The organism is Pseudomonas ekonensis (assembly GCF_019145435.1).
Lineage (GTDB): Bacteria > Pseudomonadota > Gammaproteobacteria > Pseudomonadales > Pseudomonadaceae > Aquipseudomonas > Aquipseudomonas ekonensis.
On sequence record NZ_JAHSTS010000001.1, the window covers coordinates 937,738 to 954,733 of the forward strand.

General features: G+C 63.5%; 13 protein-coding genes. 8 read left to right on the forward strand and 5 right to left on the reverse strand.

Annotated features, from left to right (window positions below):
- The first annotated feature begins 63 nt into the window (after window positions 1-63).
- Window positions 64-1,413, forward strand: a complete 1,350-nt coding sequence (locus KVG96_RS04300) for an MFS transporter (protein ID WP_217890947.1) — start codon at window positions 64-66, stop codon at window positions 1,411-1,413.
- Between the two features lie 81 nt (window positions 1,414-1,494).
- Here KVG96_RS04300 and KVG96_RS04305 read toward each other — a convergent pair whose 3' ends face one another.
- From KVG96_RS04305 to flgA, 4 genes are all read right to left on the reverse strand, one after another.
- The gene (locus tag KVG96_RS04305; protein ID WP_217890948.1) at window positions 1,495-2,241 is read right to left on the reverse strand and encodes a flagellar brake protein; all 747 of its coding nucleotides are present in this window, start codon (window positions 2,239-2,241) and stop codon (window positions 1,495-1,497) included.
- Window positions 2,242-2,333: 92 nt separating this feature from the next.
- The gene (locus KVG96_RS04310) at window positions 2,334-2,801 is read right to left on the reverse strand and encodes a flagella synthesis protein FlgN (RefSeq protein ID WP_085578213.1); all 468 of its coding nucleotides are present in this window, start codon (window positions 2,799-2,801) and stop codon (window positions 2,334-2,336) included.
- A gap of 48 nt (window positions 2,802-2,849) precedes the next feature.
- Window positions 2,850-3,176 carry a flagellar biosynthesis anti-sigma factor FlgM gene (gene flgM / locus KVG96_RS04315; protein WP_085578212.1) on the reverse strand — a complete coding sequence of 109 codons (327 nt, stop codon included), beginning with the start codon at window positions 3,174-3,176 and terminating at the stop codon, window positions 2,850-2,852.
- A 148-nt stretch (window positions 3,177-3,324) separates the two neighbouring features.
- Window positions 3,325-4,086, reverse strand: a complete 762-nt coding sequence (flgA, locus tag KVG96_RS04320; RefSeq protein ID WP_085578211.1) for a flagellar basal body P-ring formation chaperone FlgA — start codon at window positions 4,084-4,086, stop codon at window positions 3,325-3,327.
- A gap of 82 nt (window positions 4,087-4,168) precedes the next feature.
- On the opposite strand from flgA, the gene KVG96_RS04325 reads away from it, so the two are divergent.
- The 7 genes from KVG96_RS04325 (at window position 4,169) to KVG96_RS04365 (ending at window position 13,930) form a co-directional block, all read left to right on the forward strand.
- Window positions 4,169-5,101, forward strand: coding sequence for a chemotaxis protein CheV (locus KVG96_RS04325; protein ID WP_085578210.1), 933 nt, complete (start codon window positions 4,169-4,171; stop codon window positions 5,099-5,101).
- Window positions 5,102-5,148: 47 nt separating this feature from the next.
- Window positions 5,149-5,976 (forward strand): protein-glutamate O-methyltransferase CheR, encoded by an 828-nt coding sequence (cheR, locus tag KVG96_RS04330; RefSeq protein WP_217890949.1) that lies wholly within the window; start codon window positions 5,149-5,151, stop codon window positions 5,974-5,976.
- 223 nt (window positions 5,977-6,199) lie between these two features.
- A complete protein-coding gene (flgB, locus tag KVG96_RS04335; protein ID WP_217890950.1) occupies window positions 6,200-6,607 on the forward strand; it encodes a flagellar basal body rod protein FlgB in 408 nt (135 codons plus the stop codon).
- A 3-nt stretch (window positions 6,608-6,610) separates the two neighbouring features.
- Entirely contained in the window at window positions 6,611-7,054 is a 444-nt protein-coding gene (flgC, locus tag KVG96_RS04340; protein ID WP_217890951.1) for a flagellar basal body rod protein FlgC, read from the forward strand.
- A gap of 15 nt (window positions 7,055-7,069) precedes the next feature.
- Window positions 7,070-7,795, forward strand: a complete 726-nt coding sequence (gene flgD / locus KVG96_RS04345) for a flagellar hook assembly protein FlgD (protein ID WP_217890952.1) — start codon at window positions 7,070-7,072, stop codon at window positions 7,793-7,795.
- A 30-nt stretch (window positions 7,796-7,825) separates the two neighbouring features.
- Window positions 7,826-9,154: a flagellar hook protein FlgE gene (flgE, locus tag KVG96_RS04350; protein ID WP_217890953.1), complete on the forward strand. Its 1,329-nt coding sequence runs from the start codon at window positions 7,826-7,828 to the stop codon at window positions 9,152-9,154.
- A 258-nt stretch (window positions 9,155-9,412) separates the two neighbouring features.
- Window positions 9,413-13,930 (forward strand): beta strand repeat-containing protein, encoded by a 4,518-nt coding sequence (locus KVG96_RS04365; protein ID WP_225927210.1) that lies wholly within the window; start codon window positions 9,413-9,415, stop codon window positions 13,928-13,930.
- Between the two features lie 155 nt (window positions 13,931-14,085).
- On the opposite strand, the gene KVG96_RS04370 is transcribed toward KVG96_RS04365, so the two are convergent.
- Window positions 14,086-16,989, reverse strand: coding sequence for a ribonucleoside-diphosphate reductase subunit alpha (locus tag KVG96_RS04370; RefSeq protein ID WP_217890954.1), 2,904 nt, complete (start codon window positions 16,987-16,989; stop codon window positions 14,086-14,088).
- Window positions 16,990-16,996 lie beyond the last annotated feature (7 nt).

Consider the following 16,996-nt stretch of genomic DNA (forward strand, 5'->3'; position numbering starts at 1 on the left):
GCCGCCGTCGGGCTATCGTTCGGATAGCCCGACACTTACCGCAAGGAGCCGCTCGGAACGCCGATGCGCCAAATCTGGAAATCCTTTCGAGCGCTGTATTTCGCCTCGCTGATGATGCTGATCGGTTCGGGCCTCCTTTCCACTTATCTGGCTCTGCGCCTGGCGGCCGATCACGTCGACGGACTGTGGGTCGGTGCGTTGATGGCGGCCAACTATTTCGGCCTGGTGCTGGGCGGCAAGATCGGCCACCGGCTGATCGCCCGGGTCGGGCATATCCGCGCCTATTCCGCGTGCGCCGGGATCGTCGGCGCGGCGGTGCTGGGCCACGGCCTGGTGGACTGGCTGCCGGCGTGGCTGGTGCTGCGGACCATCGTCGGCCTCGGCATGATGTGCCAGTACATGGTCATCGAGAGCTGGCTCAACGAGCAGGCCGACGCCAACCAGCGTGGCCTGGTGTTCAGCGGCTACATGATCGCCTCGTACCTGGGGCTGGTGCTGGGCCAACTGATCCTGGTGATGCACCCCGGCCTGGGGCCGGAGCTGCTGATGCTGGTGGCGCTGTGCTTTGCCCTGTGCCTGGTGCCGGTGGCCCTGACCCGGCGGATTCACCCGGCCCCGCTGCACCCGGCGCCGATGGAGCCGCGCTTCTTCATCAAGCGCGTGCCGCAGTCGCTGAGCACGGTGCTGGGGGCGGGGCTGATCATCGGTTCGTTCTACGGCCTGGCGCCGCTGTATGCCTCGCAGCAGGGGCTGTCCACCGAGCAGGTCGGTCTGTTCATGGGTAGCTGCATCTTCGCCGGGCTGCTGGTGCAGTGGCCGTTGGGCTGGCTGTCGGACCGTTACGACCGGGCGCTGCTGATCCGCAGTTTTGCTTTGGTGCTGGCGGTGGCCGCGTTGCCGTTGGCGATCCTGCCGCAGGTGCCTTTGGAGGTGCTGTTCGCCGTCGGGTTCCTGTGTTCGCTGGTGCAGTTCTGCCTGTACCCGCTGGCGGTGGCGTTTTCCAACGACCATGTCGAGAGCGAGCGGCGGGTGTCGCTGACGGCGATGCTGCTGGTGACCTACGGCGTGGGCGCTAGCATCGGTCCGCTGGTGGCCGGCGTGCTGATGAAGCTGTTCGGCAGCCAGAGCCTGTATGCGTTCTTCACGTTCTTTGCGCTGGTGCTGGTGTGGCGGATCCGGCCGAAGGCCGTGACCAACCTGCATCAGGTCGACGACGCGCCGCTGCATCACGTGGCGATGCCCGACAGCATGTCCAGCTCGCCGCTGGTGGCGGCCCTTGACCCGCGCGTGGACGAGCAGGTGGTGCAGGAACAGATGCACAGTTCGGTCAACCCGGAGCCTGCGGCGGATGCCGATCCGGCAGCGGCGGGGGATGTGTCTGCCGAAGCGGACGCCGAGCCTGCCAAGCCCTGACCGGCCTTGCCGGTTGCCGTAACGAAAAACGGGCAGTCACCGCAAAGTGACTGCCCGTTTTTCATGGCGCTGGCCTGACGGTCAGAAGTCGTCCTTGTCGAAGCGACGGGCCTCGCGCTGCAGTTGGTAGACGAAGCGCTCGACGTTGCGTGCCACCGGGCCGCTGATGTTGTGAAAGCGCAGGCCGGCGAAGGTCATGTTGAGCTTTTCTTCGAAATGCAGGTAGCGCAGTTCGACCGAGGTCGACTGGTTGCCGAACAGCGGGGTGGCGATCAGGCGGTCGTAGACCTGGCCCAGTTGCAGGCGCCCGGTGATGTCGCCTTCGAAACGCAGCTTGCAGCCGGTGGCGGAAATGTCGAGCAGTTTGCCGGCGATCGGCGACTTGAGCTTTTCGCCGCCCAGTTCGACATTGACCAGGTCGGTCAGCTTCAGGGCTGCGCGAAAAGCGTTGCGGCGCTGGTGGTAGACCACTTCGGTCGGCATGGCGCCGCTGTAGAAACGGTCGCCTGCGGATTCTTCGATGGTCAGCGGGGTGCTGCATTCCCAGGCGATGCGCACGCCCTCGTGGAAGCCTTCGACCTTGAACGGCTCGCCGGCCTGGAGGAAGCGCTCGCCGTCGCGCGGGATCATTTCGTCCAGGGCGATGGTGCCGCTGTCACGGTCGACCTTGATCAGGTAGCTCTGAAAGCGCTGGCTGCGCTCGTGGAACGTAATGATCAAAGGGTCGTGGCTTTCTTGCAGCTGGCGCAGGTTGCTGGAGATCTCCAAGGGCGTGGTGAGCACCTTGGGTGGCTGCGGAGCATCATCCGCGCTGAGGGCATTGGACACGTTGAATCAATCTCCAGACAAAATTTGACTACGGCTAGCCAGCATTTTGCCAGCATGTTTCACGTGTTGATAGGGCGCCGGCACGGAAGGGCTCACGCCTGGCTGAGCGCGCGTGGTTTCTGCAGGTTCGCGAAGGCGCCGCTGGCATCGTAGAGCGCGGGAGGCTCACCGCCGGTGAGGATCTTCAGTTGGTTGGCCGTGGCGGCCTGCTGGATCCGGATCGACTGGCCGTTCTTGAGGTTGGCGGCATGGCACTGGGCGATCAGGTCGGTCAGCACGTCGCTCTGGGACAGCAGCCGGTCGCCGACGCTCGATTGGCTGGCCAGTTGCTCAAGGCCTTGGCGGTCAGCGGGCAGGTTGAGGCTGGCGAGGATCTCGCTGCGCTTGCGGCCATGCTGCTCGAGCAGAATGATCAACGCCTGCTTGCTCGCCAGAATCTCTTCCAGCAGCGGCATGTCGCGACCGTGCAGGGCGAGGTACTCGCTTTGCAGCAACTCCAGCAATTGTTGAGCTGGAGCAAAGTCGTCGATGATCAGTTGCAATAAAGTTGTGTCGTGCATGGCTGGCCTTGGGTTTTAAGCGTCCAAAAGCCTGGCGCAGACCGGGGCCTAGCGCTGGGCTTCGAAGTTGAGCAGTTTGCTGGCTACACGGTTGCTGTCGACCTTGTAGCTGCCATCGGCGATCGCTGCCTTCAACTCGGCCACACGGCCTTTGTCGACGACAGGCTGGTCGCGCAGCTTGTCAGTGATCTTCTGCAACTGTTGAGCCTCATTGCTGAGGTGTACCGATTCCCCGCTTTTTGCGGCAGTGGCCTGTTCGGCCGGGGCGTTCAGCGGTGCGGAAGCGCCGGTTTCGGCGGTTTCCTTGGGTGCGCTGGTACGTGTGCCGCCCGTAAGTGACGAGGAGCTGTTCAAACGGCTGAAATCGATGACCATGTTAAAAACCTCTGGGAATTTGGACGCTTGCCATGTTCTCGGCCATCCCCTGGAAAACTTTAGGCCCTTTTGTCAATGAGCCTGCAAGCGCCGGCGCGTCTGTCGCTGCGGCACAGTTTAGGGAAGGGCTGCGGTCTGCGCCAGTTTTCTACATCGCCACTTCCACTTGGCCGGGCGCGATGACCTGCGCCTTGATGACCCGCTGGGAATTGAGGTTTTTCACCCGGATCTGTTCCTTGAGCCCGCCGTTGGACAGGGCTTCGCCCGGCATGCGCACGGCCAGCGTGCCGCTGCGGGCGGTGATGACCACCTGATCGCCTTTGCGCACGACTTCCGCCTGCTCCAGGTGCACCAGGGTGATCACCTGATCGGCGACCGTTGGTCGGGTCAATTTCTGTCCGATCGCCTGATCCACCGACGTCAGGAAACCCTGGTTGATCTGACTCACGTCGCGCTCGCGCAAGGTCACGTCCTGGGGTTCGATGATCCCGGCGCGCTTGAGGGGGCGGGTGGTGGTCACGATCTCGCGAAACAGGCGGACTTGAGCGGGCACGAACACCGTCCAGGGGGATGCGCCTTCGCAGCGCACCTTGACCGTCACCCGTCCCAGCGGACGTGCCGGGCTCTCCAGGGAGGCTGTCAATTCCTTGTCGCACATAGGCATGCGCATGCGCGGGTCGAGCTGGTTGACTTCGATTTCGTAGCGGCCTTCCGTTTGACTGGTGGCCAGATAGTCTTCTACGGTGAATTCAAGAAAGCCTTGAGTGACGCCGATAAGCATGTCAGGCAAGGTAACCGCATCAGCAACGGCAGGGCTGCCAGCGAAAAAGAAGCAAACGGCCGACGCCGCGCAAAGCCATCTGCGGATCGGGGATGCCGGGCGTCGAAAAAATGTCGTTTGAGTGTTCATACGGGTTAAAAAGCAAGCGCCGTGCCGTTTGGCAACGAATGTGCGTCGCAACAACACTTGGCGTTGGCGTAGGAGTCTGTGCATGGCTGGTGTAATGGATTCGGTGAACCAGCGCACGCAACTGGTGGGGCAGAATCGCCTGGAGCTGCTGTTGTTCCGTCTCGACGGTCAGCAGCTCTACGGGATCAACGTGTTCAAGGTTCGGGAAGTGCTGCAATGTCCCCAACTGACGCTGATGCCCAAGTCCAGTCCTGTCGTGTGCGGGGTGGCGAATATCCGGGGGGCGACCATCCCGATCCTTGATCTGGCGATGGCGACCGGTTCCGGTGCTTTGAAAGACAAGAACAGTCCGTTCGTGATCATCACGGAGTACAACACCAAGACCCAGGGTTTCCTGGTGCGCTCGGTGGAGCGCATCGTCAACATGAACTGGGAAGAGATCCATCCGCCGCCCAAGGGCACCGGGCGCGATCATTACCTGACCGCTGTGACTCGGGTGGACAATCAGTTAGTCGAAATCATCGACGTCGAGAAGGTGCTGGCGGAAGTCGCGCCGACGCCGGAGGCGATTTCGCACGGCGTGGTGGACGTCGAGACCCAGAGCAAGGCGTTGTCGCTGCGGGTGCTGACGGTCGACGACTCGTCGGTGGCGCGCAAGCAGGTCACGCGTTGCCTGCAGACGGTGGGCGTCGAGGTGGTGGCGCTGAACGATGGCCGGCAGGCGCTGGATTACCTGCGCAAGCTGGTCGACGAAGGGAAGAAGCCGGAAGAAGAGTTCCTGATGATGATCTCCGACATCGAGATGCCGGAGATGGACGGGTACACCCTCACGGCCGAGATCCGCAGCGATCCGCGCATGCAAAAGCTTCACATCATCCTGCATACTTCGTTGTCGGGTGTGTTCAATCAGGCGATGGTCAAGAAGGTCGGTGCCGATGACTTCCTGGCCAAGTTCCGTCCTGATGACCTGGCATCCCGGGTAGTCGACCGGATCAAAGCAGCAGATATCAGCTAGGGGCGTTCGCCCCTGGCGGTCAACACGATTTAAGAGGCGGCATCAATTTGTCTACGGGTAATTTGGATTTCGAACAGTTCCGGGTGTTCCTGGAGAAAGCCTGTGGCATCTTGCTCGGTGAAAACAAACAGTATCTGGTGTCGAGCCGTCTCAACAAACTGATGGAGCAGCAAGGCATCAAGTCCCTGGGTGAGCTGGTGCAGCGCATCCAGACCCAGCCGCGCAGCGGTTTGCGCGAGCAGGTGGTCGATGCCATGACGACCAACGAGACCTTGTGGTTTCGCGACACCTATCCGTTTGAGGTCCTCAAGAGCAAGGTGCTGCCCGAGGCGATCAAGGCCAGCCCCAACCAGCGTCTGCGGATCTGGTCGGCGGCCTGCTCGTCGGGTCAGGAGCCGTATTCGCTGTCGATGTCGATCGACGAGTTCGAGCGGACCAACATCGGCCAGCTGAAGATGGGCGTGCAGATCGTCGCCACCGATCTGTCCGGCAGCATGCTGACCAACTGCAAGACCGGCGAGTACGACAGCCTGGCCATCGGCCGCGGCCTGTCCGCCGACCGCCTGCAGCGTTACTTCGATCCGAAGGGACCGGGCCGCTGGGCGGTCAAGGCGCCGATCAGGAGCCGGGTGGAGTTCCGCTCGTTCAACCTGCTCGACAGCTACGCCAGCCTCGGCAAGTTCGACATCGTGTTCTGCCGCAACGTGCTGATCTACTTCTCCGCCGAGGTGAAGAAGGACATCCTGATGCGCATCCACAGCACGCTGAAGCCGGGCGGTTACCTGTTCCTCGGCGCTTCCGAAGCACTGAACGGGCTGCCGGACCATTACCAGATGGTGCAGTGCAGCCCGGGGATCATCTACCAGGCGAAGTGACCGGCACACGGCGACACAAGAAACGGGAGCCCGCGAGGGCTCCCGTTTTTTTGTGCCTGAAGCGGCAGAAAAGCGGCAGGCGGCGGAAACCCGTTGCCGCTTTTCTGGCATTGCCGCTTTGCCATTGGCCGGCAAAGCCCCGTAATCCGGGGCTTTCTTGACTTGGCATGCCGCTTGCTATGACCCAGTTACGAAAAACTCCGGTCACCTGAAGGTTCCCGACATGAGCATCAGCTTCGACAAAGCGCTCGGCATTCACGAAAAGGCCCTTGGCTTCCGCGCCCAGCGCGCCGAGGTGCTGGCCAACAACATCGCCAACGCCGACACCCCGAACTACAAGGCCCGGGACCTGGACTTCTCCAAGGTGCTGGAGGCCCAGAGCCAGAAGAACGCCAACGGCACCATCGCCCTGAACATGACCAACAGCCGTCACATCGAGGCCCAAGGCCTGGGCAACGGCGACGAGTCGCTGATGTACCGCACGCCGATGCAGCCTTCGATCGACCAGAACACCGTGGACGCTCAACTGGAACAGTCCAACTACGCGGAAAACGCGGTGGGCTTCCAGGCCAGCTTCACCCTGCTCAACAGCAAATTCAAAGGGCTGGTATCGGCCCTGCGCGGAGAGTAATCCATGTCCCTGTCCAGCGTTTTCAACATTGCCGGCAGCGGCATGAGCGCACAGAACACCCGTCTGAACACCGTGGCGTCGAACATCGCCAACGCCGAGACCGTCTCGTCGAGCATCGACCAGACCTACCGCGCCCGTCACCCGGTGTTCGCCACCATGTTCCAGGGCGGCCAGAGCACCGGCGGCAACTCCCTGTTCCAGAACCAGGACGCCGCAGGCCAGGGCGTGCAGGTGCTGGGCGTGGTCGAAGACCAGAGCAACCTTGAGGCGCGCTACGAGCCTAACCACCCGGCGGCCGACGCCAAGGGCTACGTCTACTACCCGAACGTCAACGTGGTGGAAGAGATGGCCGACATGATTTCCGCGAGCCGTTCGTTCCAGACCAACGCCGAAATGATGAACACCGCCAAGACCATGATGCAGAAGGTTCTGACCCTCGGTCAGTGATAAGGGGCGACTGCCATGAGCGTTACCGACACCACCAGCAGCCTGAGCATGAACGACATCCTGGCGAACTCGTCGAAGAAGACCAGTTCGACCGCCGATGGCATCGCTTCGGCCACCAACAGTTCGACCGGCGGCAAAGCGCTGGGCAAGGACGCGTTCCTGCAACTGCTGGTGACCCAGCTGAAGAACCAGAACCCGCTGGATCCGCAAGACAACAGCGCGTTCGTGGCCCAGCTGGCGCAATTCAGCAGCCTTGAAGGCATCACCACCCTCAACAGCACCGTCAGTTCGCTGGCCGGCAACTACAACTCGTCGCAGGCGCTGCAGGCCTCGTCGCTGGTGGGGCGCAACGTGATCGTGCAGACCAACACGGTCCAGCTCGACGATCCGAGCAAGGGCATGACCGGTTCGGTCAACGTCCCGTCGTCCATCGCCGGCGGCACCGTCACCATCACCGACAGCACCGGCAAGACCGTGCGCACCATCGATCTGGGCAGCCGCGCCGCAGGCAATGCGAGCTTCACCTGGGACGGCAAGGACAAGGACGGCAACCTGGTCACCGCCGGCACCTACACCGTCAAGGCGAACGCCCCGATCAACGGCACGGCGACGGATCTGGCGACCTACCTGCCGGCCACCGTCAACAGCGTGACGATCAGCCAGACCGGCGGCGAGCTGATGCTCAACCTGTCCGGCAAGGGCACCGTCGCCCTGTCCAAAGTACAAACCATTGGTATATAGAGCCGACCCACCGGCACAAAGGAGTGAAACATGTCTTTTAACATCGGCCTCAGCGGTCTCTATGCAGCCAACAAGCAACTGGACGTGACCGGCAACAACATCGCCAACGTCGCGACCGCCGGTTTCAAGTCGTCCCGCGCCGAATTCGCCGACGTCTACTCGTCGACCCGCCTGGGCAGCGGCAGCAAGGTCATCGGCAACGGCGTGCGCCTGGCCAACGTGTCCCAGCAGTTCACTCAAGGTGACATCAACAACACCGGCAACGTGCTGGACATGGGCATCAACGGCTCCGGTTTCTTCACCCTGAGCAACAACGGCTCGATCTCCTACACCCGTGCCGGTACGTTCAAGGTCGACAAGGACGGCTACATCACCAACACCGACTACACCTCGCGCCTGCAAGGCTACGGCGTGGACGCCAACGGCAAGATCATCAACGGCGTGCTGACCGACCTGAAGATCGACACCTCGAACCTGGCGCCGAAGTCCACCTCGCTGGTGACCTCGACCATCAACCTGAACTCCACCGCACCGGTGATCGACGATACCGTGGCGGCAGGCAAATTCGACCCGACCAACACCGCGACCTACACCAAGTCGTTCAGCACGCCGGTCTATGACAGCCAGGGCAACTCCCACGTCATGGACCAGTATATGGTCAAGACCGGCGCCAACACCTGGAAGGTCTACACCCTGGTGGACGGCCGCAACCCGGACGCCACCGGCAGCGATCCGAAGGCCACCGCACCGGTGGCTTCGACCATGACCTTCGACACCGCCGGCAAACTGACCCAGGTCAGCACCCCGGATCCAGCGGGCGGCCCTGCCATCATCAGCAGCGACCTGAAACTCACTGGCTGGGTGCCGGGCACCGTGACCAACGGCGTCTGGAAAGCCAACGGCGCGTCGGCCAACCCGGCCGGCATCACCATCTCGATGGCCAAGACCACCCAGTTCAACGCCGACACCGCCCGTTCGATCCCGACCCAGGACGGCTACGCCACCGGCCAGATCACTAACCTGACCATCGACGGCACCGGCACCCTGTTCGCCAACTTCAGCAACAACCAGAGCAAGGCCATCGGCCAGGTCGCGCTGGCCAGCTTCACCAACGAACAGGGCCTGCAGCCTATCGGCGGCACCGCCTGGAAAGAGACCTACGCTTCGGGCATCCCGGGCTACGACGCACCGAAGACCGGTACCCTGGGCGAAGTGGTGTCCAACTCGCTGGAAGAGTCGAACGTCAACCTGACCAACGAGCTGGTGGACCTGATCAAGGGCCAGAGCAACTATCAGGCGAACGCCAAGACCATCTCGACCCAAAGCACCATCATGCAGACCATCATTCAGATGACCTGATCCGGGTTGATCGCAACAAGAGAACCGGCGCCAGTGGCGCCGGTTTTTTTATGCCCCGCTGAAACGTCTAGAGAGAAAGCACATACCGTTCGTCGGTTTTTTGGTTTGAATTTTGCACTGCCGGTGCATCCGGCACGTACGTGTCAAAACTTTTTCGGCCTGCTTCATTGAGCCAGGACACGGCCTGGCGACATGGAAATCAGGAAGCTCCATTCACTGGTTCACCGTAGTTTCCACAACACACACAAGGAAGATGCAATGGCGGCAATTAATGGCACCAACGGCCCGGACAATCTGGTGGGCACCGCAGGTGACGACCAGATCCGCGCAATGGCGGGCGACGACATCCTCGATGGCGGCGCCGGCAACGACGTGCTGATGGGTGGGGCGGGGGCGGACCGTTTGATCGGCGGCGCCGGCATCGACACGGCCAGCTACGACGATGACGTGTCCGGTGCGGGCGTGACCGTCAACCTCAAGACCGGCGTGCACACCGGGCTGGCCCAGGGCGACACCTTCGAAGGCATCGAAGTGTTCCGCGGCACCGCCTACAACGACAAGTTCGTCGCCGACGGCAACGCCTACGTGTTCGACGGCGGCAACGGTTTTGACTCCCTGAGTTACGCCCTGTCCGAGCAGGCCGTGAATATCACCATGGCGGGCGGTGTCGGCAGCGGAACCGGCGGCGACGCCCAGGGCGATACGTTCAGCAACATCGAAGTGGTCATCGGCTCGGACTACGACGATGTCTTCACCGTGACGTCCGGCAGCGGAGGCTTCAGCGGCGGCGCCGGCAACGATGTCTACATCATCAACAGCGCCACCTTCTCCGGCGTCAGCGAGTTGGCGGGCGGCGGCGACGACGAGATCCGCACAAGCCTGTCCAGCATGGGCATGAGCGCTGAAGTCGAGCGCCTGACCTACACCGGCAGCGGCAACTTCACCGGCCGCGGCAACGCCGGCGACAACATCATCACCGGCGGCGCCGGCAACGACGTGCTGATCGGCGGCGCCGGCGCGGACCGTCTGATCGGCGGCGCGGGCATCGACACCGCCAGCTACGAAGACGACAACTCCGGCCTCGGCGTGACGGTCAACCTCAAGACCGGCGAGCACACCGGGCTGGCCAAGGGCGACACGTACGAGAGCATCGAGGTCATCCGCGGCACGACCTACCACGACAAATTCTTCGCCGATGCGTCGGCCAACACCTTCGACGGTGCCGTCGGTTACGACAGCGTAAGCTACGCCCTGTCCGACCAGGCGGTGAACCTGACCGTGACGGGCACCACCGGCACCGGCTCCGGCGGCGATGCCCAAGGCGACATGTTCAGCAACATCGAGTCGTACATCGGCACGGCCTACGATGACGTCTTCACCATCACGTCCGGCAACGCGTCGTTCACTGGCGGCGCCGGCAACGATGTCTACATCATCAACAGCGCCGGCGGTGCGGGGGCCGTCGAACTGGCTGGCGGGGGCGACGACGAGATCCGCACCAACCTTTCCAGCATGGGCATGGGCGCTGAAGTGGAGCGCCTGACCTACACCGGCAGCGGCAACTTCACCGGGCGCGGCAACGCCGGCGACAACATCATCACCGGCGGCGCGGGCAACGACGTGCTGATCGGCGGTGCGGGTGCCGACCGGTTGATCGGCGGCGCGGGCATCGACACCGTCAGCTACGAAGACATCGTTTCGGGCGTCGGTGTGACGGTCAACCTCAAGACCGGCGTCCACACGGGCATCGCCACGGGCGATACGTTCAGCGGCATCGAAGCCTTCCGCGGCTCCAGCTTCGCCGACAACTTTGTCGCCGACGAGAGCGCCACCACTTTCGACGGCGGCACCGGCGTCGATACCCTGAGCTTCGCCGGTTCCGCACAGGGCGTCAGCCTGACCGTGGCGAACAACGCCGGCAGCGGTTTGGGCGGCGACGCCCAGGGCGACCTGTTCAGCAACATCGAAGGCTTCTACGGTTCGGCCTTCGACGACGTGTTCACCGTGACGGCCGGCACCACGACGTTCAGCGGCGGCGCCGGCAACGACGTCTACGTCATCAACGGCAACGGTACGTCGGCGGTGATCGAATCGGCGGGCGGCGGCGATGACGAGGTGCGCACCAATCTGGCCAGCCTGACGCTGTCGGCCGAAGTCGAGCGCCTGACCTACACCGGCACCGGCAATTTCACTGGCCGCGGCAACGCCTCGGACAACATCATCACCGGCGGCGCGGGCAACGATCTGCTCATGGGCGGCGCGGGCGGCGACCGCTTCATCGGCGGCGCCGGCACCGATGTCGTCAGCTACGAAGACAGCACCGCAGCAGGCGTGACGGTCAACCTCAAGACCGGCGTGCACGGGGGCATCGCGGCCGGCGACACCTTCACCGACATCGAGATCATCCGCGGCAGCAAGTTCGGCGACACCTTCGTCAGCGGGCTGGAGGCGCACATCTTCGACGGCGGCGTCGTCGGCGGTGTGGACACCGTTGACTACTCGGCCTCCGAACAGGCCGTCAACATCACCCTCACCACGGGCGGTGCGGGCAGCGGGCAGGGCGGCGACGCCCAGGGCGACACGTTCACCAACATCGAGCGCATCGTCGGTTCGGCCCAGAACGATGTCTTCACCACCGGCGTCGGATCCTTCACCCTGGAGGGCGGTGCGGGCGACGACCTGTACATCATCAACGGCCCGGCCTCCCAGACGATCGTCGAGACCGCCGGCGGCGGCAACGACGAAGTGCGCACGACGCTGGCGAACATGACGTTGAGCGCCGAGGTCGAGCGCCTGACCTACACCGGCACCGGCAACTTCACCGGTCGCGGCAACGCCTCCGACAACATCATCACCGGCGGCGCCGGCAATGACACCTTGATGGGCGGCGCGGGCGCCGACCGCTTCATCGGCGGCGCCGGCACCGACACCGTCAGCTACGAAGACAGCGGCGCGGCCGTCACCCTCAACTTCAAGACCGGCGTGCACAGCGGCATCGCCGCGGGCGACACCTATGCCGACATCGAGCTGATCCGCGGCTCGCAGTACGGCGACACGTTCATGTCCGGCAGCGGCGCGGACCGCTTCGACGGCGGCGCCGGCACGGCCGTCGACGTGGCGGACTACTCGCAGTCGGCACAGGGCGTGACCCTGACCCTCGGCGCCACCGGTGCCGGATCGGGCACCGGCGCCGGCGGAGACGCCGAAGGCGACAGCTTCACCGGGATCGAGAAGGTCATCGGTTCGGCCAACAACGACGTGTTTGTCAGCAACACCAACTCGGCCTCCTTCACCGTGCAGGGCGGCGCCGGCGACGACGTCTACATCCTCAACAACGCCTTGTTCGGCTCGATCATCGAACTGGCCGGTGGCGGCAGCGATGAAGTGCGCACCAATCAGTCGGGCTACGTCCTCAATGCCGGCATCGAGCGTTTGACCTACACGGGTACGGGCAACTTCAACGCGTGGGGCAACGCGCTGGACAACGTCATCACCGGTGGCGCCGGCAACGATGTGTTGATGGGCGGCGACGGCGGCGACACCTTCATCGGCGGCGACGGCTTCGACACCGTCAGCTACAACGACATCGGGCCGGTGGGGGTGGTCATCAACCTCAAGACCGGCGAGCACACGGCGATCGCCAAGGGCGACACCTTCCAGAGCATCGAGAAAATTGTCGGTTCGGGTCGCGATGACACCTTCATCGGCGACGACCAGGCCAACATCTTCGATGGCTCCTACGGGCGTGACACCGTCAGCTTCGCGTTCGAGACCTCGGCCATCACGCTGGATCTCAGCCAGCCGCTGACCGGGCCTGCGGCCGGCGACACTTACCTGAACATCGAGAACTGGGAAGGCACCGCGTTCAACGACACGCTGATCGGCACGGCCGGCGTCGAGACGTTCATCGGCGGCAAGGGCGCCGACTACATCGATGGCGGCGCGGGCAATGACGCGGCCTGGTACCTGGGCAGCTCGGCAGCGGTGCAGATCGACCTGCTGGCCAACACCGTGACCGGCGGCGACGCCACCGGCGACGTGCTGGTCAACATCGAAGGCCTGCACGGTTCGGCCTTCAACGATACCCTGACCGGCAATGCCCTGAACAACGACCTCTACGGCGGTGCGGGCAATGACGTGATCCGCGGCGGAGACGGCCACGACTCGATCCATGGCGGCCAGTACGAGCCGTATGCGTTCAACGGACCTGACCGCAACGGTCCGGCGGAAGCGGACATGCTGTTCGGCGGCAACGGCGATGACAACATGTGGAGCGCCAACAACGACGTCGGCAGCATCCTGCACGGCGACGCCGGCAACGACGCCATCAATGTCTATGCCGGCATCGCCTACGGTGATGAAGGCAACGATTCGCTGGTCGGCGAGGGGCCGGGCTACCAGCTGTTCGGCGGTGCGGGCGTGGACACCTTGATCATGCTCGGCAACGGTTTTGCCTTCGGCGGAGAAGGCGCCGACACCTACAAGGTGAACGGGACGACGGGCCGTTTCGTGATCAAGGATGAGGGCAACTCCAGCGGCGACTGGGTGGTGTTGTCGAACATCCAGTCCAAAGCGGATGTCTTCATCGCAAGCGACGGCGTCAATGCCTACATCTACAAGGCGTCCGACTGGAACGCCGGCTACAAGGGCAACGCCGTGGTGCTGGCCGACTGGTACGCCGGTTCCGCCACCATCGAGAACTTCACGACCGCCAACGGTGACAGCTTCACCATTCCGGTCGTAGGGCAGGCGATGACCGAGTCGTTCATGGTCTGATTCTCTGATGCAACAATGAAAACGGCGAAGCCTGAAGGGGCTTCGCCGTTTTTTTGTGGCCCGCTTTTCCTGCGCCCAAAGAAAACCCCCGGCAAACCGAAGGTCTGTCGGGGGCTGTTCAGTCAGGCGTCTCGCGACGCCTGAAGGCGCTCAGCTTATTGGCAAGCTTCGCAATCCGGCTCGTCGATGGCGCAGGCCTTCGGCACAGGAGCAGGGCCTGCCGGTGCGGTCGGTGCCGCCAGGACGGCGTCGTCGCCGTGGTTGCCGCCCGCAGACACCGCGTTCAGCTTGCCGGTGTTGATGGTCGACTTCTCGGTGCTGGTCGCGGCCAGGGCACGGAGGTAGTAGGTGGTCTTCAGGCCACGGTACCAGGCCATGCGGTAGGTCACGTCCAGCTTCTTGCCCGATGCGCCGGCGATGTACAGGTTCAGCGACTGAGCCTGGTCGATCCACTTCTGGCGGCGGCTGGCGGCGTCGACGATCCACTTGGTGTCCACTTCGAACGCGGTGGCGTAGAGCGCCTTGAGCTCCGGCGGAATGCGCTCGATCTGCTGCACCGAACCGTCGTAGTACTTCAGGTCGTTGATCATGACCGAGTCCCACAGGCCGCGGGCCTTGAGGTCGCGCACCAGGTACGGGTTGATCACGGTGAATTCGCCCGACAGGTTCGATTTCACGTACAGGTTCTGGTAGGTCGGTTCGATCGACTGCGACACGCCGGTGATGTTGGCGATGGTGGCGGTCGGTGCGATGGCCATGATGTTGGAGTTACGGATGCCTTTCTGCACACGGGCGCGAACCGGTGCCCAGTCCAGGGATTCGTTCAGGTCCACATCGATGTACTTCTCGCCGCGGGCCTTGATCAGGATCTGCTGGGAGTCCAGCGGCAGGATGCCCTGGAACCACAGCGAGCCTTCGAAGGTCTCGTAGGCGCCGCGCTCGTCGGCCAGGTCGCAGGACGCCTGGATCGCGTAGAAGCTGACGGCTTCCATCGACTTGTCGGCGAACTCGACCGCTTCCTGCGAACCGTAGGCGATGTGCTGCAGGTACAGCGCGTCCTGGAAGCCCATGATGCCCAGGCCCACCGGACGGTGCTTGAAGTTGGAGTTCTTCGCCTGCGGCACCGAGTAGTAGTTGATGTCGATCACGTTGTCGAGCATGCGCACGGCGGTGTTCACGGTGCGTTGCAGCTTGGCGGTGTCCAGCTTGCCGTCGACGATGTGGTTCGGCAGGTTGATCGAGCCCAGGTTGCAGACCGCGATCTCGTCCTTGTTGGTGTTCAGGGTGATCTCGGTGCACAGGTTCGAGCTGTGCACCACGCCCACGTGCTGCTGCGGGCTGCGCAGGTTGCACGGATCCTTGAAGGTCAGCCACGGGTGGCCGGTCTCGAACAGCATCGAGAGCATCTTGCGCCACAGGTCCTTGGCCTGGATGGTCTTGAACAGCTTGATCTTGCCCGGGTATTCGGTCAGGGCTTCGTAGTACTCGTAGCGCTCTTCGAAGGCGGTGCCGGTCAGGTCGTGCAGGTCCGGCACTTCGGACGGCGAGAACAGGGTCCACTTGCCGTCGTCGAAGACGCGCTTCATGAACAGGTCCGGGATCCAGTTGGCGGTGTTCATGTCGTGGGTGCGGCGACGGTCGTCACCGGTGTTCTTGCGCAGCTCGATGAACTCTTCGATGTCCATGTGCCAGGTTTCCAGGTAGGCACAGACAGCGCCCTTGCGCTTGCCGCCCTGGTTCACGGCCACGGCGGTGTCGTTCACCACCTTGAGGAACGGCACGACGCCCTGCGACTTGCCGTTGGTGCCCTTGATGTACGAGCCCAGCGCACGCACCGGGGTCCAGTCGTTGCCCAGGCCGCCGGCGAATTTGGACAGCATGGCGTTGTCGTGGATCGCGCCGTAGATGCCCGACAGGTCGTCCGGAACGGTGGTCAGGTAGCAGCTGGACAGCTGCGGACGCAGGGTGCCGGCGTTGAACAGGGTCGGGGTCGACGCCATGTAGTCGAAGGACGACAGCAGGTTGTAGAACTCGATCGCGCGGTCTTCTTTCTGCTTCTCTTCGATGGCCAGGCCCATGGCCACGCGCATGAAGAAGATCTGCGGCAGTTCGAAGCGCACGCCGTCCTTGTGGATGAAGTAACGGTCGTAGAGGGTCTGCAGGCCCAGGTAGGTGAACTGCTGGTCGCGCTCGTGGTTGATCGCCTTGCCCAGTTTCTCCAGGTCGAAGTCGGCCAGCACAGGGTTCAGCAGTTCGAACTCGATGCCCTTGGCGACGTAGGCCGGCAGGGCCTTGGCGTACAGGTCGGCCATCTCGTGGTGGGTCGCGCTCTCGGCGACGCCCAGGAAGCCCAGGCCTTCGGCGCGCAGGGTGTCCATCAGCAGGCGGGCGGTGACGAACGAGTAGTTCGGCTCGCGCTCGACCAGGGTACGGGCGGTCATCACCAGGGCGGTGTTGACGTCGTTCAGGGCCACGCCGTCGTACAGGTTCTTCAGGGTCTCGCGCTGGATCAGTTCGCCGTCGACTTCTTCCAGGCCTTCGCAGGCTTCGCTGACGATGGTGCTCAGGCGGCCCATGTCCAGCGGCGCCAGGCTGCCGTCGGCGCGGGTGATGCGGATCGACGGGTGAGCCTGCACCGGGGCTTCGGCGGTGGTGCGGGTGGCGCGCTCCTTGGAGCGGGCGTCGCGGTAGATCACGTAGTCGCGGGCGACCTTTTGCTCGCCGGCGCGCATCAGGGCCAGTTCGACCTGGTCCTGGATCTCTTCGATGTGGATGGTGCCGCCGGACGGCATGCGGCGCTTGAAGGTCGCGGTGACCTGTTCGGTCAGGCGGGCGACGGTGTCGTGGATTCGCGACGAGGCGGCAGCGGTGCCGCCCTCAACTGCGAGGAACGCTTTGGTGATAGCGACGGTGATCTTGTCATCGGTGTAAGGAACGACAGTGCCATTACGCTTGATCACGCGCAGTTGGCCAGGCGCGGTGGCGGCCAGATCCGAAGTCGAATCGGCGGCCTGCGGCAAGGTGCCCTGCGGGTTCTCGCGAGTTGTGTCGGTTTGCATGGGTGTC

Coding starts and splice junctions, on each gene's coding strand:
- KVG96_RS04300 (WP_217890947.1), top strand. CDS start 64: ATGCGCCAAATCTGGAAATCCTTTCGAGCGCTGTATTTCGCCTCGCTG.
- KVG96_RS04310 (WP_085578213.1), bottom strand. CDS start 2,801: ATGCACGACACAACTTTATTGCAACTGATCATCGACGACTTTGCTCCA.
- flgM (WP_085578212.1), bottom strand. CDS start 3,176: ATGGTCATCGATTTCAGCCGTTTGAACAGCTCCTCGTCACTTACGGGC.
- flgA (WP_085578211.1), bottom strand. CDS start 4,086: ATGAACACTCAAACGACATTTTTTCGACGCCCGGCATCCCCGATCCGC.
- KVG96_RS04325 (WP_085578210.1), top strand. CDS start 4,169: ATGGCTGGTGTAATGGATTCGGTGAACCAGCGCACGCAACTGGTGGGG.
- flgB (WP_217890950.1), top strand. CDS start 6,200: ATGAGCATCAGCTTCGACAAAGCGCTCGGCATTCACGAAAAGGCCCTT.
- flgC (WP_217890951.1), top strand. CDS start 6,611: ATGTCCCTGTCCAGCGTTTTCAACATTGCCGGCAGCGGCATGAGCGCA.
- flgD (WP_217890952.1), top strand. CDS start 7,070: ATGAGCGTTACCGACACCACCAGCAGCCTGAGCATGAACGACATCCTG.
- flgE (WP_217890953.1), top strand. CDS start 7,826: ATGTCTTTTAACATCGGCCTCAGCGGTCTCTATGCAGCCAACAAGCAA.
- KVG96_RS04365 (WP_225927210.1), top strand. CDS start 9,413: ATGGCGGCAATTAATGGCACCAACGGCCCGGACAATCTGGTGGGCACC.
- KVG96_RS04370 (WP_217890954.1), bottom strand. CDS start 16,989: ATGCAAACCGACACAACTCGCGAGAACCCGCAGGGCACCTTGCCGCAG.